Below are 23,053 nucleotides of genomic sequence, written 5' to 3'. Positions count from 1 at the left end.
TTGACGAAGGGGCTGTTTACGGCTTGTGAGGCTGCTCTGATGGTGATTGGACTCCAGTCAGCATGACTACTCTTATTCGTACCACTTCCTTTTGGGGATTCAGCGAACTGGTGAGCCAGTTGGGTGGCCAGTCTGAGTCCTTGTTGCGGCAGTACCACATTGACCCCCGGTTGCTTGGGGATGAGGAGGCACGCGTTCCGCTTCGCTCGTTTATTGAGGTGCTGGAGCACGCCGCGTTGGTTCTGGACTGCCCCGACTTCGGTTTACGTATGGCTCAGTATCAGGACGTGCATGTACTGGGTCCGATCGCTCTGATCGCGCGCAGTGCTGCAACTGTCGGTCAGGCTTTGGAGGAAATAGTCCGTTTCATTGGCTACCACAGCCCAGGGATTCGTCTTGAGCTGGACAGCGGCGAGCCAGAGACATCGCGATTGCGCATCGATATCCGTTTACCGGGCGCTCTACAGCAACGGCAGCTACAGGAACTGGCTATCGGGGTTGCCCACAACACGATGAAGCTGCTTTGTGGCTCAAGCTTCAGCGCTCAGGCTGTTCTATTCAGCGGCATCAGTCCGTTACCCGTCGCCCGTTATCGCCGTTACTTCAACACTGGCGTTTTCAATGGGCAGGATTGCAATGCCCTGGTCCTTCGCCGTGATCAGCTGGAACAGGCCATCGAGCTTCAGGATCCGTTGCTCTACCGCACCTTGGTCCAGTACCTCAGTGCCTATGCAGCACGGCCTCAAGACCTGCGCTCTCAGGTGGAGTTTCTCATCCTGCGCATGCTGCCGACCCAGCGTTGCCGCCTGCCGCTGGTGGCCGAACAGCTGGGGTTGCACGAGAGGGTGTTGCAGCGGCGCCTGGCTGAGCAGGGCAGTGGATTCGAGAACCTGTTGGAGGCAGTGCGCCGGGAGCGCGCCGACTGTTACCTGGCCGAGCGGGACATGCCGATGTCACAGGTCGCCGGCTTGCTCGGTTATAGCGAGCAGAGTGTGTTCAACCGTGCTTGCCGACGTTGGTTCAGCATGGCGCCACGGGCGCGGCGCCGTCAGCTGTTGGAGAGAGAGTAGGCCCCAACCCCCGTGCATCGGGGTCTTTCTGTGTTGTTATCCGCCTCAGGCAGAGGCTACCCATTCGGCACCGCGCTCGGCGATCATGATCGAGGCTGCGTTGGTGTTGCCACCGACCAAGGTCGGCATGATGGAGGCGTCTATCACTCGCAGGCCCTCAATGCCGTGCACTCGCAGTTGGCTGTCGACCACGGTCATCTCGTCCTGCCCCATCTTGCAGGTGCCGATCGGGTGGTAGATGGAATCGGTGCGGCGACGTAGCAATTCAATCAGCTGTTCGTCACTGTGCAGGTTCTGGCTGTACATGTCCTTGAGGCTAAAGCGCGCCATGGGAGTTTGTGCTGCTATCTCACGAGCTATGCGATAGCCTTTGAGAAGCGTCTGTACATCGTCGTCGTGGCCAAGGAAGTTGGGGTCGATGCGCGGTGCTGCGCTTGGGTCCGAGGATGTCAGGCCGACGCTACCGATACTCTTGGGCCGCAGCACGCAGACATGGCAGCTGAAGCCGTGGCCCCAGTGAAGCTTGCGGTTATGGTCATCGACTGTGCCGATCACCGAGTGCAACTGGATATCCGGGCGCGTCAAGTCGGGCGCTGTTTTAAGGAAGCCGCCGCCTTCGGCACAATTGCTTCCCAGTGGGCCTTTTTGGTTACGTAGGTAGTCGATCAGAGCCTTGCCCATCTTCATGCTACCGCCGAGAGAGATGCCCAGCAGCGAGGTATCGCTGCTTTTGTAGCAGAGCACGATATCCGGATGATCCTGCAGGTTCTGGCCGACGCCTGGCAGTTCGTGTTGCATGGCGATACCCAGTGGTTTCAGCTCGGCCTCCGGGCCTACGCCAGATAGCATCAGCAGGTGCGGGCTGCCGAAGGCGCCAGCGGCCAGCAGCACTTCCTTGCGCGCCTTTAGTTCCAAGCGTCGTCCCTTGATCAGAACCTGCACGCCAGTAGCCTGTTTGCCCTGCAGCATCAAACGCTCGACGTGGGCGCCAGTGAGTACGGTGAGGTTTTAGCGGTGGCGGATCGGTTTGCTTGCTGGCCAAAAGTGGCGTGACGGAATCCCGCAAGCGGCTGGGCGCCGACCCGGTCGAATGGCTGTTCCGCAAGACGGGCAACCAGTGGGGCCGCGAGCGCTATGCCGGCGACAGCTGGCAGGGGCTGCAGGTTCTGGCCATCGATGGCGCGCTGTTGCGCACCTCAGACTCTGCCGAGCTGCGCGAACACTTCGGTTCTGGCAACACCTCAACCGAGTGCCAGACACCGTTTCCCATGATGCGCCTAGTGGCCCTGATGAATGTGCGCTCGTACCTGATTCTGGATGCCCAGTTGAGTCCCTATCGGCGCAGTGAAATGCGCCTGGCCGCAGTGGCGTTCGGCCGAACGCCATCGGATATACGCTTCAAGCCCGTCTGCCAGTACATCGCCGTGCAGCGGATCGTAATGGCCGCAGCTAATCCGCTATCCGTAACAGGAAGGCGCTTGTCGGCGCTAAGGGTAGGAGTAGCAGGCTTGTTTCTCGATCACCGCCCGAGGCCTTCACGACCCAGGACGGTGAAGATTTCCAAGACCCGCTATCCGGTTGACCGCAATGCTTCTCCGCTTAAGTGAACAGCATTATGGCTACAGCGAGCCTGACAATTGGACCCGCATGGCGCGACTTTCCCGAGTTGAATAATCGGTGTTCACAATCATGTCGGCGGCCTTCTCGGCAATCATGATAGTGGGCGCGTTGGTATTGCCACCGACCAGCAAGGGCATGACGGATGCATCGACCACGCGTAGCTGCTCGATTCCCAGCACGCGCAGTTCCGGATCAACAACCGCCATATCGTCCACTCCCATCTTGCAGGTACCTACGGGGTGGTAGATCGTCTCCGCATACTGGCGCACGAACTTCTCGATGTCGGCATCGCTCTGAACAGTCTTGCCGGGCAGCACCTCGTCACTACGATATTTATCCATGGCCCCCTGCGACAGGATCCTGCGCGCATGCTTGACACCCTTGACCATCTTCGCGATGTCATCCGGGTGGGACAGGTAGTTCGCATGGATGGCCGGGGGCTGCAAGGGATCTTTGGAAACCATCGAGACCGTGCCACGGCTCAGGGGCCGCAGATTGCAGACATGCAGAGAATAGCCATGCCCCATCAGGAAGCTCAGGTTGCGACCGTGATCCTTGAGCTTGGCTGACGTAAAGTGGAACTGCAGATCCGGAATGGCCTGCTGATCATCGCTCTTGATGAAGCCACAGGCTTCCGCGCCGTTAGTGGTTAATATGCCGTCGCGCCGCAGCGCATAGCGAGTGAGAAACCACGGCCCCTTGACAAGGTTGCCCACACCTAAGTTGTAGGACACCCGCTTGCGCGACTGCTGCACCACCATCACGTCTAGGTGATCCTGGAGGTTCTTGCCCACGCCCGGCAGATGTTTGATGCAGTCGATGCCCATAGCCGCCAGTTCGGCCTTATCGCCGATGCCCGACAGCATCAACAATTGCGGACTGAAGATGGCGCCTGCCGACAGCAGCACCTCGCGTGTGGCCTGCACAGCGAGTTGCCGTCCCCCCTTCACATACTGAACGCCTGTGGCGCGCGGCACGCCGCGCTGGTTGAGTTCGGTCAGGATACGCGTGGCCTGGACACCCGTAATAACGGTGAGATTCTGGCGGGCGCGTACAGGCGTTAGATAGCCTTTCGCCGCGCTGCAACGCTCGCCGTTCTTCTGCGTCACTTGAAAGAACCCGACGCCCTCCTGCCGAGCTCCATTGAAGTCCCGGTTGTGCGGATATCCAGCCTCGACGCCGGCCTTGACGAAGGCATGACACAGTTCGTTGGACGACCTTAGATCGGCTACGTTGAGTGGGCCACCCGTGCCGTGGAACTCGTCGGCACCGCGCTCCTGATTCTCCGATTTCTTGAAGTAGGGAAGCACCTCCTTGAAGGACCACCCCTTACAGCCCAGCGCGGCCCAGTCATCGTAGTCTTTTGCGTGACCTCGGATGTAGCACATAGCGTTGGAAGAGCTGCTGCCACCCAGCGTCTTGCCACGTGGCCAGAACAAGCGGCGACCGGCCAGTTCCGGTTCGGGCTGAGTATCCAGGTTCCAGTTCATCCCTGAGCTGCGCATCATCCACAGCAGGCCAAGGGGTACATGAATGGCGGGATGCCAGTCGCTCGGGCCTGCTTCAAGCAGACAGACCGACACGCTCGCATCTTCCGTCAGACGACTTGCCAATACGCAGCCGGCAGAGCCGGCGCCGACGATTATGTAGTCAAATTCCATCTGTGCAGATCTCGATTGGTGGCGAGGACAACAGTGGAATTCTCAGTGGTTGTGGCGGGGGTTTTATTGGCTTATTACGACCATTTTTTGACTTTTAACGACTCGCAGGCAAGCGCTACACCCGCGTCGTTCGGGTGCTCCATGTAAAGGCGTAGTGCCGGGGATAGCAGGATCGGGTTCAGCCGGCCAGACCAAGCTCCTTGGCGCGCGCCACAGCCTGGGTTCGGCGTTCCACGCCGAGCTTAAAATTTATGCTTTGGGCGTGAGTCTTCACTGTGTGCAGAGAGATGAACAGGCTCTCGGCGATCTGCTGGTTGGAGCAGCCTTGAGCGATCAGTTTGAGCACCTCCAGCTCACGCCTGCTTAGCAGGGCGGCTGGACTGCCGTCACCAGCTCCGCTGCTATCGGCGGCCCAGCGCATCATCGCCGGGTTGCGCTGAGCAAAGGCTCGCTCGACGCTGGCCAACCCCATTTGCCGGGCTAGTGCTAGGGCATCAAGCAGAGCTTGCTTGGCTTGCGCTTGCCTGTTGCTGGCGTGGAGGCCTTCGGCCAGGCTGAAGCCGATCTCGCAGGCTAGTGGTCGGCGGCCCGCATCCATTGCCTGATTGAGCAGTGCGTGCAGGTTGGCCAATGCCAGTTCCGGTTTCTCGCTGGCGAGCTGTGCCTGGGTCAGTGACAGGCGCAAGCGCAGGTTGAGTTCAGGAGCGCCGAACGGTGGTAGTCGGGGGCCCTTCACTAGCAGGGCGCGCAGAGCCTTTTCGGCCTGCGCGTGGCGGCCCTGACTGAGCCATAGTCTTGCCTTGGTCAGCAACAGTAGGCCTTGATAGAGCTCTGCGTTGATGTGACTGTATTGCATTAGACGCTCGGCATCGGCAATACGAGTGAAAGCGTCGGCAAGATCGCCGTGCAGGGCGCTCAGCTCAGCCAAACCCAGGTGGCCCCAGACAGCAGCCGGGTCGGCACAAGCCTGACATTCCTGCAGGCCTGAAGTAAAAGCAGCTTCGGCTTCTTGGTAGCAACCACGTTGTAACAGCAGACCCGCTCGCAGAAGTTGTGTACGGCCGCGTATTGGGCTTGGCTCGATATCATCCCGGGCGTCGGATAGCTCGGTATATAGGCGGCTGAGCAAGGTCTCTGCGCGTAGCAGCTCGCCGCGGATTTCTAGCAGCTTGGCGTGCTCCAGTGCCACTAGACTTTCGAAGGCCAGGCTGGCGTGCCCACGGGCCTGCTTGATGGACGCGCGGATGAACTCTTGGGCCTGATCGAAGTGCCCCTCAATAAGTGCTTGATCGATCTGTGCCAGATGACAGAGGAGGCGCTGGCCCCAGGCTCTTTCAGGCAGTTCAGCGACAGCCTCAGCCAGCAGAACGCGGGCTCGTTCGGCATCACCGCTGTGAAAGGCCAGTTTGCCAGCTAGAGCTTTCCACTCAGCGATCAGTTCCTGTTGGTGTCGTGCGTCGGGCAGTGGTAGGAATTGCTCTAGCACCACCAAGTAGTCCGCGACTTCGTCGAGCCGACCGCTGAGTAACAGGGCCCATGCATTGAGCAGGGTCAGTCGCGGGGTGCAGCTGAGCAAAGAGGCTGGAAGTTCTCGGCGCCACTCCAGTAGCAAAGCAAGGCCGCGGCCTTGGAGCAGGCGATCCTGGGTGTAGCGTTGCATCAGGCTGGCGGCCACTTCTGGCTGATCCGCTTTTAGCGCGTATTCCAGCGCTGGGCGGATTTGCTCGCGGCTTATGTACCACTGGCACGCCTTGCGGAATAGGGCCTTGGTCATGCTGCTCGGCAGCTGCCCTTGCAGGAGGAGGGCTACGGCAGGCTGTACGCGAAGCAGTCTGCCGTCTTGGCTTGCAGCCTCAATGAACACGCCAGCATCGCGCAACTGCTCCAGAAGTTGCATTCCTTCGCCGACACCGAGCAGATGATCGCACATCTCGCGCTCAAAGGTCGGGAACTGCGCCAGAGTGTAGAGGGCCTGCTGCCAATCGTCGGGCAGCTCATTCAGCACTTCGCGCTTGAGGTAGTCCAGAAGCAGCGCACCGCTACCGTCGGCCGCCAAGGGCTGACCTGGCTTGATGCCATGTAGGCGCACACGCAGGCCTGCGCACCAGCCATGGGTTTGCTCCAGTAGCTCCAACTGGGTTGATCGCGGCCATTGATGGCCTGCGAGCTGCAGTAGCTCTCCCAGTTCGTTTTCGCTGAATGCCAGCTCCTGGCTGCCCAGCTCGAACAGCTCTCCATCCAGTAGCAGTCTGGCTAGCTGCAGTTGCGGCCGGCGCCGGCTGGCGATCCACCAATGCACCGTGGTTGACGAGCCAAGAATCAGCTCGTTCAAGAGCAGGTCGAGCGAGGCGTCGGGGAGGCGCGGGTAATCGTCGAGCATCAGCCAGAGCGGCTGCGTCTGCTCCTGCAGGCGGCGCTCAATGGCGACCTGGGAGACCTCGTCTATGCCTAGAGCCGCTCCCAGGCGTTGCACAAAAGACTCGGTGCCCAGTGGCTGGCCACGCAGGTCGAGATGCACTGTGCGAGTGTCCTCTGGCTTTAGCCGCATACATTCGCTGAGTAATACACTCTTGCCGCTGCCGGCTGGGGCGCATAGCAGGCGTAGGCGGCAGCTGGCCTGCAGCAAGGCGTCGCGCAGGCGCGGGCGGGACAGGTGGCCCGGAGGGAAGCGCGGCAAGTCGGCTGGATGTAGGGGGGGGAGTGGCGAGGGTGCCATGGGTGCGCTCGACTATCTTGTTCTGGGATGAATCATCCTTGCAGAGCTTGGCGCCGCGAGGCAAATTCGGAAAGAAAAAAGGCGGCCCTGGGGCCGCCTAAGCACGGAGTAGCACGAAGAGCAACGGAGGGATCAGCGCACGCCGACCTGACGCAGTGCCGCCGGTGTGTAGCTGGAGGCGGTGGCTTTGGCGCCGAACTCGATGCTCTGTTTCTCTTCGTTCTTCAGGCCAAGCACCGAGTATCGGCCGGAAATCAGGTCATACAGTGTTTCGGCGGTATAGCCGGGTACTTGCTTGTGGTAGTACTGCTGCATATGCCCCTCACCCACACGCCATAGTTGGCCTCGACCATCGTAGTGATCTACCAACGCGAGCTGCCAGCTGTCTTCATCAAAGTACATGTGGCGCGTGGCATAGATGTGGCGTTCGCCGCTCTTGAGCTTGGCCACTACTTCCCAGACGCGGTGCCGCTCGTAGCGGGTCAGGTCCTGGTTGATGTGCCCGGGCTTGAGGATGTCCTCGTATTTCAGGTTTGGTGAGTCCAGCTTGTAGCTGTTGTAGGGGATGTACAGTTCCTTCTTGCCGACCAGCTCCCAGGTGTAGCGATCCGGGGCGCCGTTGAACATGTCGTAGTTGTCGGTAGTGGACAAACCATCGGAGGAAGTCTGCGGACTGTCGTAGGCCACCTGAGGTGCGCGGCGTACGCGGCGTTGCCCCGCGTTGTAAAGCCAGGCCATGCGCGGCTCCTTGACCTGGTCGATGGTCTCGTGAACCAGCAGCACGTTGCCCGCCTGGCGTGCCGGAGCGGTCACGTTCTGGATGAAGTAGAACAAGATGTTCTCTGCCTTGTGCTTGTCCAAGTCCGGAAGATTAGCTGGGTAAGACACCTCGTCGGTGAGATGAACCATGCTGAAGGTGCCGTTGACCTGCGGCTGGACGAGGGTCAAGTAACGCTTGATATTACCGCCGCGGTAACGGGTGGCGTGATTCCACACCACCTCGACGCCGCTCTTCGGGATTGGGAAGGCGTAGTAGCGGCTGTCGCCGAAACCCTTGAGGCCGTTGCCGCCGTCGACGCCTTCGGTATTGAGTGCACTGATCTTGGTGGCCGCGTAGATATCGTCGGGCAGCACTGCGCTGCGGTGGGTTGGGTACACCGGAATCTTGTAGGTGTCCGGGTATCTCTTGAGCATCGCCAGTTGGCCGGCCGATAGCTTGTCCTTGTACTGCTCGACATTGCTCGCAGTGATGGTGAACAGCGGCTGCTCGCTGGCGAAGGGGTCGGCCAGGAAACCTTTGCCATCCACCGCGCCGGCGTTGGTCGGCAGGCCGCCGGTCCATTCGGGAATGCTGCCGTCGGCGTTTCCGGCCTTCTCTGCGCCGATCGGGGTCAGGTTGACGCCCAGCTTGGCTGCTTCGTCCGGGGAAACCTTGGCTATCACACTGGTGGCCAATAGAGACAGTGCCAGGGCACCGGTTTGCATAAGGAATTTGGTGGTGATCATCGTCTTATCCATTGTTATTCCGCTCTGCGCTTAGAAGCTCATGCCGAAGCTGAGTGCCAGGAAGTCGCGGTCAATCGAGGTGTTGTAATCGCCACCGAAGAAATCCGTATAGGACAGGCTGGTGGTGTAGGTGTTCTGGTATTCGGCATCCAGGCCCAGGCTGACGGCTTTGGAACCTTCGGTGAACAGGCCGTTGGGGCCATTGCCGTCGACGTCATGCGAGAAGGCTACGCTCGGTTTGAGGTTCACCCCGGCGAACACGTCGTTGTAGTCCCAGACGGCTCGGGTGCGGTAACCCCAGGCCGTGCTGGTGACGAAACCGTCATCGTTGCAATGCGCGCTGGCATTGGCCAAAGCCGGTGTGCCGGCGAAGGTTCCTGCGTTGATCGCCGTGCAGCTTGGTAGGCCTCCGGTCAGGACGCCCGGCAACTCGCCTGGACCAAACACCGTGTCGCGGCCATACCGTGCCTCGGAGGTCTTTTCCAGGCCGCCGACGTGTACCACGCCGACTTCGCCGATAAGGGTCACGCGCGCGGCTCCCATCACCTGATCGAGGAAGTGGACAAAGGTGGTCTGGAATTGGGTGATTTCCTTGCGGTTGTAGCCATGCAGGGTACTGCCGGGAATCGAGGCAGGATCGCCGCCCAGCAGTGAGTACTGGCTGAACGCGGGATCGAATTGCGCCAGGCCGCGAACCGGTGCGTAAGTCACATCGGTGGAGTTGAGCTGCACCGGAGCATTCGGGCGGTAGCTGACCTCGCCAGACCATGCGGTGCCGGTAGGCAGAGTGGTGGCGAAGCTCAGGCCATACAGGCGGATGTCTTCTGGATACTCCATGAAGTACTGGCTGCCGCCGGCCACATTGGCGATGGCTATTCCTGGCACGCCACCTGGAACCCCGGGGACATTGCCTAGCAGCACGTCGAGGGACTCCAGATACTCAGCCTGACCTGCTGCTCTGGTACTGTGGAACGGCGTACGGCTGTGATAGTTCATCGCATAAGCGCCGAACTCGGTATCCAGCGGCTCGAAGGTATAGCGCAGCGCCAGACCCCATTGGCCGTCGTCGCGTGCGTCGCGATCACCGTCGCGTGGCACGATTACGCCTTCCGATGTTGCCTGATAACCGAGCGCATTGCCGAAGGGTGTCAATGCTGGTGTCAGAACATTCAGATTGCCGTCGCACCCATCGGCCACACTGTCGAACTGAGCGAAGAAGGTTCCGCAATTGTCGACGACAGTCTGATCCCACTCCAACTGGTAGAAGACCTCGGCGGACAGGTTCTCGGTCAGGCTCTGCGAGACATAGAACATGTTGACCGGGATCAAGCCTTCCTTGATCTCCGCCCCCGGTCGGCGGAAGGCTGCCGCGTCGATTGGGTTGATCGAGTTGATCGAGTTGAGGATAAAGGTGCTCTCGCCCCAGCTCACGACCTGCTTGCCCAGGCGAACGGAACCAGGTTGCCCGCTGATGAAATAGTTGTGGTAAACGAAGGCGTCGAGGAGCTGTGCGCCGCTCGCCTGAGCGCCCTCCTTGCGGTTGTGGTCGTCGATGCCCTTGAACAGGCGCTGCTCATCCTTCAGTTCGAAGTCGTACCAATACTTGCCGCGGATGAAGGCACCGCTATCGCCGTATCTCAGTTCGAGATCGTGGATGCCCTTGAAGATTTTGGAGAAGGTTTCGCCCTTCTTGAAGTTCAGACGGCTGTCGTCGGAGGTCTGCGACAGTCCCGTGCCGCCGTTGTGGCCGCCGATCAGCTCCGGATCAGCGCCGCGCATCGACCAACTGGCTCCGACGGAAAGCGAGGAGTCGAGCTGGCCCTCAATCTCGCCAATATTGAAGGTTGCTGCTTGTACTCCGTTTGAGAGACCCAGCGCGATTGCTGCCGCCAGTGCATGCGGTCGAAAACTCGCGCGCCTTATTGTTGTAATCATGCGCTACCCCTGTGTGTGGTGGTTGATCGCCGGCAAAGGTAATCAATCGTCACGGGGCGGGTAACGGATGAAAGAGTGATCCTCAGGCTCATACTTTGTAATGAGCTTGCGGGTTGTTTGCGGGTTGTTTGCGGGTTTTGAGAGGCCAGAGTTACAGGGGCAATAGGCTTTGCGGTCTGGCTACGCGTTGCGTGTGTGGGGTGGTAACAGTGGGGCGGGTGTGCTGTATGGGGAGCCTTTGAGCGTGCGCGTGGTGTTCTAGTCTCAGGCTTCAGCAACTCCGAGCCAGCAGCACGCTATCGATCGTCCGTAAAAGTGAGGTGGGCCCTCCTGTCTCTGGGCAGAGTCATCAGTGCGGTGGGTCACAATCACTGGAATTAGGTGTCAGCATCGCTGGAACACAGTGGGTGTTTTTTCACTGTCTATCTTGCTGCTTCAGTTGTCCCTGAGGTAGTGAGAGGGGGGGATGCCCGTCCAGCGTTTGAAGGCTCTACGGAAGTTTGCGAGATCTGTGTAGCCCAATGTATAGGCGATCTCCCCCATCGTTAAATGGCCAGCTTTGAGATGTTCAACCGCCAGTGTACAGCGCACTTCCTCGAGGATCTCTTTGAAGGACGTGCCCTCTTCAAGTAGTCGGCGATGGAGGGTGCGTGGTGTTAGGTGGAACAGCCGTGCGGTAACGTTCAGGCTTGGGAAGCCGTATTGCTTCTCCAGCATTATTCTTCGCACGCCTGCACTTGTTGACGTCTTGGCTGCCAGCTTTCCAAGCTCTCGCTGACAGATTTTTTCGGCTTCTCGGAAAGCTGCCGGGTCGGCCATTTTGAGCGGCTGTGCAAGTAGCTCGGTGTCCAGGGTGAAGCCAGCCCAGCTCTGCCCATAGGCTACTTCACAACCGAACATGTCGATTGCCAGGTTGGCATAAGTGGGTTCCGGGAAGGGGAAACTGACTTGTCGAGGCCGGGCGCAACCCAAGGTGATCGCGTCGAAAATATTCTTTACCGCCAGCATCACTGCTTCAAGCAGTGTTCGCTCGCAGGCACCCAGAGTGAAGTTTGCATGGAAGCGGAGGTGCTCTAGCTGGGTTGTCTCGTCGTGCTCGTGCTGAAGGTCAAACAGGGTTGTGCGTAACGCTAGATAGCGCTTTACCAATTGAATGGCCTGGCTAAGCGATTCGCTCTGCTGTGCCGCGAAACCAAGAATTCCATGTGTGTTGATAACCAGCCGCTCACCCAGTAACAGGCCGAGCGCCGGCTCGCCGGTCAGTAGCAAGGCGTCTTCAGTTAGATGGCAAAACACCTCAAAGCTGGGCTGGAAGCTAGCTTCGTCTATCTGGTTCAGGGTCAGTTGGCTGCGCGCTAGCCAATCTTCTTGGTTTACGCCAAAGATCCGAACCAGCTCGGCGATTTGCCGTAAGTACTGCACAGGCAAGACGAAGTCGGGCATGGCTACCACTCCCTCGATGATTCAGGTTACGCTGATTGTCAATAAATGACCCCTATTTGTCAATCCGGAACCTCTTGCCCGCCCCAGGTCGTCGCTAGGATGTGAACGTCCGCAGCTCCTACTCCAACAATGACTCTCGGAGGGCACATGTTTTCATTTTTCGCCAAGCGCAAGGTTTCAGCAGCGCTTATCAATGGTATCGGGGTAGACGTCAGGCCGGGTGAAACCCTGCTGCACGCTGCCCTGCGTCAGGGCATTGATTTCCCCCATAGTTGTCGCGTGGGCGGTTGTGCCAGTTGCAAATGCAAGCTGATATCGGGCCAGGTCAAGGAGTTGACTGAAACCGGTTATATCCTCAGTGATGAGGAGCTGGATGCAGGCTACATACTGGCTTGCCAGAGTGTTCCCAAGGGTGAGGTGAGCATTGAAGTCGATCTTGCTGCTGCTCAAGCCCGGCGGCACGTACGGGGTAAGGTGGTAGCGCAAGACAGGCTCACACACGACATCACTCGGCTGGTTATCCAGTTAGAGGAGGGCCTGCCTTACAAGGCTGGTCAGTACGCGGATCTTTGCCTCGACGCTCTGCCGCAGTATGCCCGTAGCTTTTCTTTTGCGAGTAGGCCGCAGCCTGACGGCAAGGTGTCCTTCTTCATTCGTAAGGTGCAAGGCGGCCGTGTAACAAGCCTAATCAACGATCAGTCGCTGCTTGGGCAGGGGGCGATGGTTGAGGGGCCTGTGGGCGACTTCTATTTGCGCACGAGCACTGCTCCACTGCTCTTGGTGGCAGGTGGTAGTGGGCTGGCGCCAATCCTGGCTCTCCTCGAAGAGGCTCTTGTCGCAGGGGCTCAGCGATCTGTCACTTTGCTGTTCGGTGCTCGCGAAGAACGCGACCTTTATGCGCTTGATGCAATTAGCGCTCTGGCAGCCCAGTGGCGTGCTTCGTTCAATTTCGTACCGGTTCTCTCTGGAGCGACAAGTGACTCCAGCTGGCAAGGTGCCAGGGGGCTGGTCACTGAACTCATCCCCGCATTTCTGGAGGATGGTGCTCACGCCTACCTGTGCGGCCCCCCCGTCATGATCGATAGCGCGGTTTTGATGTTGCGCGGTTCTGCGGTGCCCCGTGATCACATCCACGCCGATCGTTTCACCACTCATCATGACTTACTGGCGGCTACCGCCTGATATTCCTCTAGTAATAACAAGAGAGACGACCATGAACGCGCTGCATTACCTGAAATACTTTCTCTTTCATGTGGTTGGATTATTGTCTGCCGCAGCTATCTTGGCCGGTGGTGCTTGGATAACAATCGGCCTGATAGCCGTGGTATTCATTTACGTCATCGGCGATGCCATTGCCGGGGATGACACCAGCACCCCGAGTTTCAAATACCCCGCCATCCTGACCTTTCAGTTGTGGCTGGCTCTGCCGTTATTGGCGTTTATCGTCTTCGCGGCGGTATGGAGTGTCAGCAGTGGCGACTTTATGGGCTTCGGTGCGGCTCTAAGTCGTTTAACCGGATACGATCTTATCGCTGCCCGTGACGCCACCTTCGCCGGCCATTATATTTCTACTTGGGCACTAACATGGCTGATGATTGGTATGACTGGCACTATTCCTGCGCATGAGCTCACTCATCGCACATGGGATCCTGTATCGATGCTAGTTGGTCGTTGGTTGCTGGCCTTTAGCTTCGATACGGTGTTTTCGATTGAGCACGTCTACGGTCATCACCGCTATGTCTCGACCACTGAGGACCCGGCTACAGCCCCGCGTGGCCGTAATGTTTATTGGCATGTTCTGGTTTCGACTATCAAGGGCAATGTCAGCGCTTGGATGATCGAGAGCAAGCGCCTAATGCGTAAAGGGCAGAGTCGCTTCGGTTGGCACAATGCGGTTATTCGCGGTCACCTGATGAGTGTTCTTCTGGTCGCTGCTGCCTATGTCATCGGGGGTGTGGGCGCAGCACTATTCTTTGTCGCCTGTGCTCTCGCGGGTAAGGCGTTGCTGGAAATTGTCAACTACATGGAGCACTACGGCATGGTGCGCAACCCGGCCACTCCTGTGCAGCCGCGCCACTCTTGGAATACCAATAAACGTATCAGTTCTTGGGCCATGTTCAACTTGACCCGCCATTCGCACCACCATGCTCAAGGTGAAGTTCCCTATCAAGACCTCAAGCCGTTTCCTGATGCGCCAATGATGGTCGGTGGTTACCTGACTACTATCATAGTTGCCATGATTCCGCCGCTGTGGAACAAGCTGATGACGCCGAAAGTGCTGGCTTGGGATCGTGACTATGCAAGTGCTGAAGAGCGTGTGCTGGCTCGCGAGGCGAATGTAAGAAGTGGCGTTAAAAAGTTAATGGCGGCAAATAAATAAAGTCCTATTTCGAAAATAGTAATAGTTATAAAGGAGGGGCTAAAAGCCATTGGGGCTCCCTCCTGAGTTCTCCGGTCTGGACTTAAAGCTACACATATTTGATGGTTTCTAGTTCGACTCAGGATGCTCGTCTGAGGCTGTCGTTTTTTGCGTAAATATACAGTTGAATATATTAAAACAAGAATAAATGGAGGCTAATGTGGTTATGGGTAGGGCTTCATTTGGTTTGCTTGCGGTATTTCTTGGGTTTTCCTTTGCCAATATTGCCATGGCAAAGGTTTCTGTAGATGAGGCTGCTAAGTTGGGCGCCAGCCTGACCCCGATTGGCGCAGAGAAGGCCGGGAACGCCGACGGCAGTATTCCCGAATGGACCGGCGGCCTGCCGACCAACGCCGGTACAGTAGACGCCAAAGGTTTCCTCTCCGATCCCTTCGCCAGCGAGCAGCCGCTGTTCACCATCACCGCGGCCAACGCCGATCAGTACAAAGACAAGCTGTCCGCCGGACAGTTAGCGATGTTCAAACGCTACCCGGAGACCTACAAGATTCCGGTGTACCCGACCCACCGCAGCGCGGTGCTGCCGGACGAAATCTATGAAGCGATCAAGATCAGCGCCCTCAATACCGAAGGCGTCGACGGCGGCAACGGCCTCAAGGGTTTCAGTGGCAGCCGCTACTATGCCTTTCCGATCCCTAAGAACGGCGTTGAGGTGGTGTGGAATCATGCTACGCGTTATCGCGGTGGGAATATAAGTCGTCAAATAACGAGAATGCAGCCTCTGGAAAATGGTGCATTTAATGTTGTGTCGTTTGATGATGAAATTTCTTATCCTATGTACCTCCCTGATCTTGGTAAGGGGAGGGGCGAAAACATACTCTATTATTTTATCCAGAAGGTGAAGTCTCCATCGCGTTTATCCGGTGATGTGCTGCTGGTGCACGAGACCATTGATCAGGTCAAAGAGCCGCGTATGGCCTGGCTTTATAATGCGGGGCAGCGTCGTGTTCGTCGTGCTCCGCAGGTAGCTTACGATGCTCCGGCTCCAGCCGCCGATGGTCTGGCTACTATGGATAGCTATGACATGTTTAACGGGGCGCCTGATCGCTACAGTTGGCAGTTAATTGGCAAGCGAGAGATATATGTTCCTTATAATAGCTACAGGCTAGATTCTCCTGATTTGAAATATGAGGATGTAATTAAGGCAGGTCACATAAATCAGGGTCTGACACGCTACGAGTTGCATCGCGTATGGGAGGTGGTTGCAACTCTTAAGCAAGGTGAGCGTCATATCTATGCTGTCCGCCACATGTACTTCGATGAGGATAGCTGGCAGTTGGCGTTAGTGGATCACTATGACAATCGTGGCCAGTTGTGGCGTGTCGGTGAGGGCCATATGCAGCAGTACTACCACAAGCAGGCTCCTGGATATACTGGGCGGCCGCGAAAACTGAGTGCAACACCTGACCTTTCCGGTACGGTGCTGCCCCTATGTCCTATTCCGAACTCAGCGTCGAAGAGCGCGCCATCATTCAACTCAGTCAAGCTCAAGGTTTCAGCCTGCGCGGGATTGCCTGCTTGATCAACCGATCCCCTTCGACCATCAGCCGGGAGCTGCGCCGCAATCGAGATGCCTGTGGCGGCTACTCGGCCCGCGTGGCCCAGCAGCAGATGCAGGCCCGCCGTCAGGTGTGTCGACCGAAGCAAAAGCTGTTGCCGGGTAGCGAGCGCTTCGAATTGGTGGCGCATATGCTGCGTGAGCGTTTGTCTCCCGAGCAGATTGCCGGCAAGCTGCGCAGCATGAATATTCCCAGCCTCAGAGATGCCTACGTCTGTCGCGAGACGATCTATAACGCGATCTATGCCTTGCCAGTCGGCGAGCTGCGTAAAGAGCTGATCATCTGCCTGCGCCAAAGCAAGACGATGCGCAGGCCGCGCTCTGGCGGCGTGGATCGGCGCGGTCAGATCCCTGAGATGGTCAGTATTCATGTACGTCCGCCGGAGATCGAAGACCGACTGATGCCAGGGCATTGGGAAGGCGACCTGATCAAGGGCAAGGCCAACGCCTCGTCTGTAGGTACGCTGGTGGAGCGCACCAGTGGCTACCTGATGCTGGTGAAGATGAACGACGCGACGGCGACCTCGGCGATGGAAGGCTTCAGTGCAGCGCTCAATGGCATGCCGCTGGCGATGCGCAAGAGCATGACCTACGACCAGGGCCGAGAAATGGCGCGGCATGCTGAAATCACCCAGCAGACCGGGGTGGCGATTTACTTCTGCGACCCGCACAGCCCTTGGCAGCGCGGCAGCAACGAAAACATCAATGGCCTGATCCGCCAGTACCTGCCCAAGGGCACGGACTTGTCGGTGCATAGCCAGGAGGAACTGGATGCCATCGCACTGCAACTGAACATGCGCCCCCGTAAGCGCTTCGACTTCAAGTGTCCGATCGAGGTTATGGACGAGGTGATGCAGGAAGCTATGGCTATGCGGCATGATGCTCCAGCTTCAATTCAATAACCGTGTTGCACTCAGCTCCTGCAACCGCCCTGCTGAGGTGTTGTACGATATTTCTTCTGGGCGCTATTCGGTCATGGGCCTTAAGAATGAAGAGGCACAGAGTATTGTCTTTGGTGCTCAGACTGCTGCGGCGCGATATACCCCTGCGTCGCTCCGGCGGGTGGGGGTCCGTTAGAGGTGATCTGAAGTATTCATTTATTTCTGGCTGACTTCAGCTCCAGCCATTTTTTGGAAGTGGCTAATTTACCAAAAACATTCAGATCATCCGCGTTTCCGTATCTTTTTCGCTGCCGTGAGCACCTCGCTGCGGCCATTTCTCGCATTACAGACGCGTCTCACCTGTGGAGGTCAGAAAATGCCGATTCGCCATCCACAGGTTTGACAGGGCGAACAGCTGTGCAGTGTTCTTCAGCGCCGAGCCGTATGGAGGCACGGCCTGATTGCGCGCCGATGGAGAGGATGGAGCAATGGAACTTCGACATCTTCGCTGTTTTCTTGCTGTCGCCGAGGAACTGCACTTCGCGCGTGCTGCTGAGAGGCTACATATTGAGCAATCGCCTCTGTCGCGTGCAATTAAAGAACTTGAAGAAGAGTTAGGGGCACTGCTTTTCTTGAGAACTACAAGGAGTACAAGGCTCACACACGCTGGACGGCTGTTTTTGGAGTGTGTACCGCGCGTATTCACTGCGTTAGAACAGGCGCGGGACAGCGTGAAGGCCGCTGCCAATGGATTTCGTGGCCAGCTGAGGATGGCACTCTCGGACGGGATATCTCCAGCACGCTTCTCCTCATTCCTGGCACTCTGTCGGCAAGAGGAACCGGAAGTCGAGATTCGCTTATTTGAAGTGCCGTTGGCTCAGCAGATCAAGGGGCTGCTCGACGATCTTTATGACGTAGGGTTCGCTCAGTCGGATGAGGTCGGAGATGGCATCGTCGCCATTCCGGCCTGGAGTGATCTATTGATGGTGGCGGTACCTGCGCGTCATCCCATCCTGTTGTACCGGCGAATTCCGGTGGAAGAGCTGCTGCGCTACCCGCTGGTGCTATGCGATCCACAGGCTTGTGAGGGGCATGCGCGCCAAGTTGAACGTTTCCTGCGGCAAACCGGATTGGAGCCACTGGTCGCGGAGAAAGTGGCCTCCTGTGACCTGATGATGGCGCTCGTGGCTGCGGGGTTCGCCTTGGGGTTGACGGGAGAGTCGAACATTGCGGCATGCCGGGAGTCGGGAGTTGTAGGTCGTCCCCTGGAAGGGGGCTGCCCGCTACTGACCACCTACCTGCTACACCCGACACGTGAACCGTCGGTGACGTTGAACCGCATCCTCGAGCGGGTACAAGCCATCGAGTCTTCGGAGGAGGCCTAGGTTCACATCACTCAACCAGTAATAACTCGGAGGAAATCGAGCCATGAAGAAGGTCATGCCGTTTCTATGTGTCCTGGCCATCACGGCCTGCGGCCAATCCGAAACACCGGCATCACTGGCGTTGCCCACGGTTGATGAACTCGCGGCTGAGCCCGCACTGCTGAAGGATTTGCGCCTGCAGTGCAAGCAGGACCGAGTCAAGTTGGGTGACGGACTATGCAGCCGCGTCGCCGAAGCGACACGTAAGCGCTTCTATGGTGATGGGCAGGTGCCCTATACACCGTCGAAAGAGCAGCCCAAGTTCTGACTGATGTGAAAAAGGCCCGCCGTGTGGCGAGGCTTCTGAATAGAGGCCCCCGAAGGGGCAGCAGCATCCTTGCCGCAGGGGAGGTCTCAGGGAAGACCGTGCCCAACCCCTAGCGGATTGTTGAGCGAGGTCAAGTCATTACGGCCTGGGACTCAGGCCGGATGTTGAAAGCGAGAAGACTGGCACAGCTTCAGATTCCAGCCGTCTCTCCCGGCAGGTCGCAATACGCTCGGACTTGCGGTGGATTGCTTCCATTAGCTCTCGCATGAATTGATGCGTCCCAGTCCAGCTTTGTCCCGATAAAGGTCTTTGACCAGCACTGACTCGGCACCGAATCTCGACCGTGCAGGCAGCATTTTTGCTGTTTTCACGGGAGAAATCGGGAGCCGGAAAATGCAAGGGACGAACGTGCTGTTCGGACAGATCACCGCCATATTCGGCATCGTGATCGCCGGCGTGTGGAGCGCCACACAATGGACAGCCGCCGCCCTGGGCTATCAGGTACGCCTGGGCTCGCCCTGGTTCGACTGCTTCGGCACGCCGATCTATCACCCCTGGCGGCTGTTCGACTGGTGGTTCTTCTTCGGTGCCTATGCGCCGCATATTTTCGATACCGGTGGCGCCATCGCCGCTGCCAGCGGCATGGTGGCCGTGGGCGTCGCCATTGCCATGTCGGTCTGGCGGGCGCGTCAGTCGCGCCAGGTCACGACCTATGGCTCGGCGCGTTGGGCCCAGGTCGACGACATCCGCAAGGCGGGACTGGATCGTGCTGCAGGTGTCTTCCTCGGGCTGTATGACGACCAGTACTTGCGCCACGAAGGGCCGGAGCATGTCCTGGCCTTTGCGCCGACTCGCTCCGGCAAGGGCGTCGGCCTGGTGGTTCCCACGCTGCTGAGCTGGCCCGCCTCGGCAGTCATCCACGACATCAAGGGCGAGAACTGGAACCTCACCGCCGGCTGGCGCTCGCGCTTTTCCCACTGCCTGCTGTTCAATCCCACCGATCCGCATTCGGCTGCCTACAACCCATTGCTGGAGGTACGCCGGGGTGCGCATGAGGTGCGCGATGTACAGAACATCGCCGACATCCTGGTGGATCCGGAGGGTGCGCTGGAGCGTCGCAACCATTGGGAGAAGACCTCACATGCGCTGCTGGTTGGCGCCATCCTGCATGTGCTTTACGCGGGTGAGGACAAGACGCTGCGCGGCGTCGCCAACTTCCTGAGCGATCCGGCGTGCCCGTTCGAGGTGACGCTGAACCGGATGATGACGACGCGGCACCTGGGAGCCGGGACGCATCCGGTGGTGGCGTCCGCCGCCCGCGAAGTGCTCAACAAGAGCGATAACGAGCGCTCGGGGGTGTTGAGCACCGCCATGTCATTTCTGGGGCTGTACCGCGACCCTACGGTGGCCGAAGTCACGTCGCGCTGCGACTGGCGCATCGCAGACCTGATTGCCGCCGAACATCCGGTATCGCTGTACCTGGTGGTTCCACCTTCGGACATTAACCGCACCAAACCGCTGATCCGGCTGATCCTCAATCAGATCGGCCGGCGTCTGACCGAATCGCTCGACGGCAGCGATGGCGTGGAGCGACGTCATAAGCTGCTGCTGATGCTCGACGAGTTCCCCGCGCTAGGGCGATTGGACTTCTTCGAGTCGGCCCTGGCATTTATGGCGGGCTACGGCCTGCGCGCATTCCTGATTTCGCAGTCGCTCAACCAGATCGACAAGGCCTATGGGCAGAACCATTCCATCCTCGACAACTGCCATGTGCGCGTGACCTTCGCCACCAACGACGAACGCACGGCCAAGCGTATTTCCGAGACGTTGGGCACCGCGACGGAACTGCGTGCGCAACGCAATTACGCGGGGCATCGTCTCGCGCCGTGGCTGGGGCACCTGATGGTGTCGCGCCAGGAAACGGCGCGGCCGCTGCTGACGCCCGGCGAGGTGATGCAACTACCGCCCGAAGAGGCCGTGGTGATGGTGTCCGGCGTCGTGCCGATCAAGGCCAGGAAGTTGCGCTACTACGCCGATGCCAACTTCAAGCGCCGCGTGCTGCCGCCCCCCGTTCTCGTGGCTGGGTGCTATGCCGATGCACCGCCGTCGCACGCGGATGACTGGAGCGGCCTGGGCATGCCAGCCGTACCGGCGGCACCTACGAACGTGGGACTTGGCGATGACTCAGTTGCGACCTCTGCCGACGAAGGCGGCCCACGCCGTCAGCCCGAACTCTCCGAGACCGTCGTCTACAGCCCCGAGCAAGAGTGGGCATACAGCGACTTGGCGCTGCTCGATGACGATGACTTGCAGCCCGTTCTCCCTCGCCAGTTTGACCCTGCCATGCAGTGTGTCGCCCACCAGGCTGCTCTCGATCCCGACGACGGAATCCAGTTATGAGCCAGTACCGCCTCAATCTGTTTATCCAGCCCGAACATGCCCGCCGCTTGGACGAGCTGGCCGCCAAGAAGGGCGTGTCCAAGTCCTCTATCGTCGCGGCGGCCTTGGCGTCTTGGTTGTCGCCGGACGCTGGCGACCAGCGCGAGGCAGCCATCGCCAAGCGACTGGATCGCCTGTCGCGTCAGTTCGAGCGTCTGGAGCGCGACCAGACCATCGAGATCGAGACGCTGGCGCTGTTCGTCCGCTACTTCCTGACCGTCAGCACCCCCGTGCCCGAGGCACATCAAGAAGCGGCTAAGGCCCAGGGCAAGGTACGCTTCGAGCAGTTCGTCGAGCAGCTCGGACGCCACCTGCTGAGAGGCCGCAGCCTGGTGCGAGACGTAGTGGAGGAGCTGCATCCGGACAGCCCGCGCATGGATGAAGCCGCCTTGGACGAAGCGCGGGAGCGTGTCTCATGAGCGCCGCGCCGCAATCCTTCAGCGCGACCTCGTTGGATAGGCGCATCCGCATGTTGCGCACAGCGATGGGGCCGATTATTGCCGCCGCGCTTGAAGATCCGGATGTGGTGGAGATCATGCTCAACCCCGACCGGACGCTGTGGGTGGATCGCCTGTCGTCGGGGCGTGCGCCGCTGGGCGCTAAGCTGTCCGAGGCGGACGGTGAGCGGATCATCCGCCTGGTGGCTGCGCATGTCGGCGCGGAGGTGCATCGCGGCCAGCCGCTGCTGAGCGCCGAGCTGCCTGAAACGGGCGAGCGCTTCGAGGGTATTTTGCCGCCGGCGGCGCCCGGCCCGGCCTTTGCCCTGCGCAAGCGCGCCGTGGGTGTCATTCCATTGGAGCGCTACGTGGCCGACGGGATGATGACCACCGCGCAGGCTGAGTTCCTGCGTGGCGCGGTGCGCGAGCGGCAGAACATCCTGATCGCCGGCGGTACCAGCACCGGCAAGACCACGCTCGCCAATGCCTTGCTCGCGGAGATCGCCGCCACCGGCGACCGAGTGCTGGTGCTCGAAGACACCATCGAGCTGCAATGCGCCGCGCGCGACCACGTGCCGCTGCGCACGCGTGCGGGCGTGGTGTCTATGCGTGAGCTGGTGCGCGCCACGATGCGGCTGCGCCCCGACCGCGTGGTCGTTGGCGAGGTGCGCGGCGGCGAGGCGCTAGATCTCATCAAGGTCTGGGGCACCGGCCACCCGGGCGGCATCGCCACCCTCCATGCCGGCTCCGCCCTGGGTGCACTGCTGCGCTTGGAACAACTGGTGCTCGAAGTGGCCTTGAATCCGCCGCGTGTGCTGATCGCCGAGGCGATCAACGTGGTGATCTTCATCGCGGGCCGAGGCGGCCTGCGTCGTATCGAGAGCATCGCTCGCGTGACCGGCTTCGACGATGCCGGCTACCACCTGGTGGATGTGCTGGGAGAGTCGCTTGCCGATCAGCTCACGCCATTTTTCCTGTCCCCGACCACGCCTGGAGAACTGCCATGACGCAGACACATGTCACTGTTTCCCGTTTTTCCGTAAATCCGGCCACGTGCCTCGCGTACCTGCGCCGCTTGGTCGCGGCTGCACAGCATGGCCTGCAGCTGGCCGTCGTCATGCTGATGACGACCGGCACGGCGAGGGCCGCTGGCTCCTCGATGCCTTGGGAAGGCCCGCTCGAATCCATCCTCGAATCGATCCAGGGGCCGGTCGCGCGCATCGTGGCCGTCATTATCATCATCTCCACAGGCCTGGCGCTGGCATTCGGCGACACCTCGGGTGGCTTTCGCAAGCTGATCCAGATCGTGTTCGGCTTGAGCATCGCCTTCGCGGCGTCCTCGTTCTTCCTGTCGTTCTTCAGCTTCTCCGGCGGGGCCATCGTATGAGCACGGCCAGCGACCTGCCGGGCTTCGAGGTGCCGCTGCACCGCTCGCTGACCGAACCGATTCTGCTGGGCGGCGCGCCGCGCACCGTGGCCATTGCCAACGGCACGCTGGCCGCCGCCGTTGGGCTGGGCCTGCAGCTCTGGCTTCCGGGCCTGGTGCTGTGGTTGGTCGGGCATGCGCTTGCGGTATGGGGCGCGCGCGTCGATCCGCAGTTCATGCAGGTGTTTGCTAGACACCTCAAGCACAAGCCGCTGTTGGACATTTGACGGGG

At 59.4% G+C, this 23,053-nt stretch carries 17 protein-coding genes and 3 pseudogenes; 14 read left to right on the top strand and 6 right to left on the bottom strand.

Annotation, left to right across the window (positions count from 1 at the left end; translation table 11 throughout):
- The first annotated feature begins 62 nt into the window (after positions 1-62).
- The gene (locus F753_RS43780; protein ID WP_023446496.1) at positions 63-1,070 is read left to right on the top strand and encodes an AraC family transcriptional regulator; all 1,008 of its coding nucleotides are present in this window, start codon (positions 63-65) and stop codon (positions 1,068-1,070) included.
- 45 nt (positions 1,071-1,115) lie between these two features.
- Here F753_RS43780 and F753_RS43775 read toward each other — a convergent pair.
- Positions 1,116-2,078: pseudogene (locus F753_RS43775) on the bottom strand (GMC family oxidoreductase); the annotation flags it as partial.
- 23 nt (positions 2,079-2,101) lie between these two features.
- Here F753_RS43775 and F753_RS49255 point away from each other — a divergent pair.
- Positions 2,102-2,677: pseudogene (locus tag F753_RS49255) on the top strand (IS4 family transposase); the annotation flags it as partial.
- A 12-nt stretch (positions 2,678-2,689) separates the two neighbouring features.
- On the opposite strand, the gene F753_RS43765 reads toward F753_RS49255, so the two are convergent.
- From F753_RS43765 to F753_RS43745, 5 genes are all read right to left on the bottom strand, one after another.
- The gene (locus tag F753_RS43765) at positions 2,690-4,351 is read right to left on the bottom strand and encodes a GMC family oxidoreductase (protein ID WP_023446493.1); all 1,662 of its coding nucleotides are present in this window, start codon (positions 4,349-4,351) and stop codon (positions 2,690-2,692) included.
- Positions 4,352-4,529: 178 nt separating this feature from the next.
- Positions 4,530-6,869 (bottom strand): LuxR C-terminal-related transcriptional regulator, encoded by a 2,340-nt coding sequence (locus tag F753_RS43760; protein ID WP_023446492.1) that lies wholly within the window; start codon positions 6,867-6,869, stop codon positions 4,530-4,532.
- A gap of 330 nt (positions 6,870-7,199) precedes the next feature.
- Positions 7,200-8,573 (bottom strand): DUF1329 domain-containing protein, encoded by a 1,374-nt coding sequence (locus F753_RS43755; protein WP_023446491.1) that lies wholly within the window; start codon positions 8,571-8,573, stop codon positions 7,200-7,202.
- Positions 8,574-8,603: 30 nt separating this feature from the next.
- Positions 8,604-10,508, bottom strand: a complete 1,905-nt coding sequence (locus F753_RS43750) for a DUF1302 domain-containing protein (protein ID WP_031298199.1) — start codon at positions 10,506-10,508, stop codon at positions 8,604-8,606.
- 435 nt (positions 10,509-10,943) lie between these two features.
- Positions 10,944-11,951, bottom strand: a complete 1,008-nt coding sequence (locus tag F753_RS43745) for an AraC family transcriptional regulator (protein ID WP_023446489.1) — start codon at positions 11,949-11,951, stop codon at positions 10,944-10,946.
- 147 nt (positions 11,952-12,098) lie between these two features.
- Here F753_RS43745 and F753_RS43740 point away from each other — a divergent pair, with 147 nt between their 5' ends.
- The 12 genes and pseudogenes from F753_RS43740 (at position 12,099) to F753_RS43695 (ending at position 23,048) form a co-directional block, all read left to right on the top strand.
- On the top strand, positions 12,099-13,133 hold the full coding sequence (locus F753_RS43740) for a 2Fe-2S iron-sulfur cluster-binding protein (protein ID WP_023446488.1): 1,035 nt from the start codon (positions 12,099-12,101) through the stop codon (positions 13,131-13,133).
- 31 nt (positions 13,134-13,164) lie between these two features.
- Complete coding sequence (locus F753_RS43735; protein WP_023446487.1) at positions 13,165-14,331, top strand: alkane 1-monooxygenase; 1,167 nt, start codon at positions 13,165-13,167, stop codon at positions 14,329-14,331.
- A gap of 268 nt (positions 14,332-14,599) precedes the next feature.
- Positions 14,600-15,763, top strand: a pseudogene (locus tag F753_RS43730) (DUF1329 domain-containing protein); the annotation flags it as partial.
- A gap of 56 nt (positions 15,764-15,819) precedes the next feature.
- Complete coding sequence (locus F753_RS43725) at positions 15,820-16,848, top strand: IS30 family transposase (RefSeq protein ID WP_031298197.1); 1,029 nt, start codon at positions 15,820-15,822, stop codon at positions 16,846-16,848.
- Positions 16,823-17,023, top strand: coding sequence for a DUF1329 domain-containing protein (locus F753_RS50250; protein WP_156924055.1), 201 nt, complete (start codon positions 16,823-16,825; stop codon positions 17,021-17,023). The genes F753_RS43725 and F753_RS50250 overlap by 26 nt, the downstream gene beginning before the upstream one ends.
- Before the next feature lie 292 nt (positions 17,024-17,315).
- The gene (locus tag F753_RS0125205) at positions 17,316-18,212 is read left to right on the top strand and encodes a LysR substrate-binding domain-containing protein (RefSeq protein WP_031298195.1); all 897 of its coding nucleotides are present in this window, start codon (positions 17,316-17,318) and stop codon (positions 18,210-18,212) included.
- A 43-nt stretch (positions 18,213-18,255) separates the two neighbouring features.
- Positions 18,256-18,519, top strand: a complete 264-nt coding sequence (locus F753_RS43720) for an EexN family lipoprotein (RefSeq protein ID WP_023446482.1) — start codon at positions 18,256-18,258, stop codon at positions 18,517-18,519.
- A gap of 393 nt (positions 18,520-18,912) precedes the next feature.
- Positions 18,913-20,919 carry a conjugal transfer protein TraG gene (locus F753_RS43715; RefSeq protein WP_023446481.1) on the top strand — a complete coding sequence of 669 codons (2,007 nt, stop codon included), beginning with the start codon at positions 18,913-18,915 and terminating at the stop codon, positions 20,917-20,919.
- Positions 20,916-21,377, top strand: a complete 462-nt coding sequence (locus tag F753_RS43710; RefSeq protein ID WP_023446480.1) for a ribbon-helix-helix protein, CopG family — start codon at positions 20,916-20,918, stop codon at positions 21,375-21,377. The genes F753_RS43715 and F753_RS43710 overlap by 4 nt, the downstream gene beginning before the upstream one ends.
- Positions 21,374-22,402, top strand: a complete 1,029-nt coding sequence (gene trbB, locus F753_RS43705; RefSeq protein WP_023446479.1) for a P-type conjugative transfer ATPase TrbB — start codon at positions 21,374-21,376, stop codon at positions 22,400-22,402. Before F753_RS43710 ends, trbB begins: the two co-directional genes overlap by 4 nt.
- Positions 22,399-22,782 carry a TrbC/VirB2 family type IV secretion system protein gene (locus tag F753_RS43700; protein WP_023446478.1) on the top strand — a complete coding sequence of 128 codons (384 nt, stop codon included), beginning with the start codon at positions 22,399-22,401 and terminating at the stop codon, positions 22,780-22,782. The genes trbB and F753_RS43700 overlap by 4 nt, the downstream gene beginning before the upstream one ends.
- On the top strand, positions 22,779-23,048 hold the full coding sequence (locus tag F753_RS43695) for a VirB3 family type IV secretion system protein (protein WP_023446477.1): 270 nt from the start codon (positions 22,779-22,781) through the stop codon (positions 23,046-23,048). Before F753_RS43700 ends, F753_RS43695 begins: the two co-directional genes overlap by 4 nt.
- Positions 23,049-23,053: the final 5 nt, after the last annotated feature.

Source organism: Stutzerimonas chloritidismutans AW-1 (assembly GCF_000495915.1).
Taxonomy (GTDB): Bacteria; Pseudomonadota; Gammaproteobacteria; order Pseudomonadales; family Pseudomonadaceae; genus Stutzerimonas; species Stutzerimonas chloritidismutans.
The sequence above is the reverse complement of the archived record's forward strand: the minus strand, read 5'-3'. Positions and strand labels throughout refer to the sequence as shown.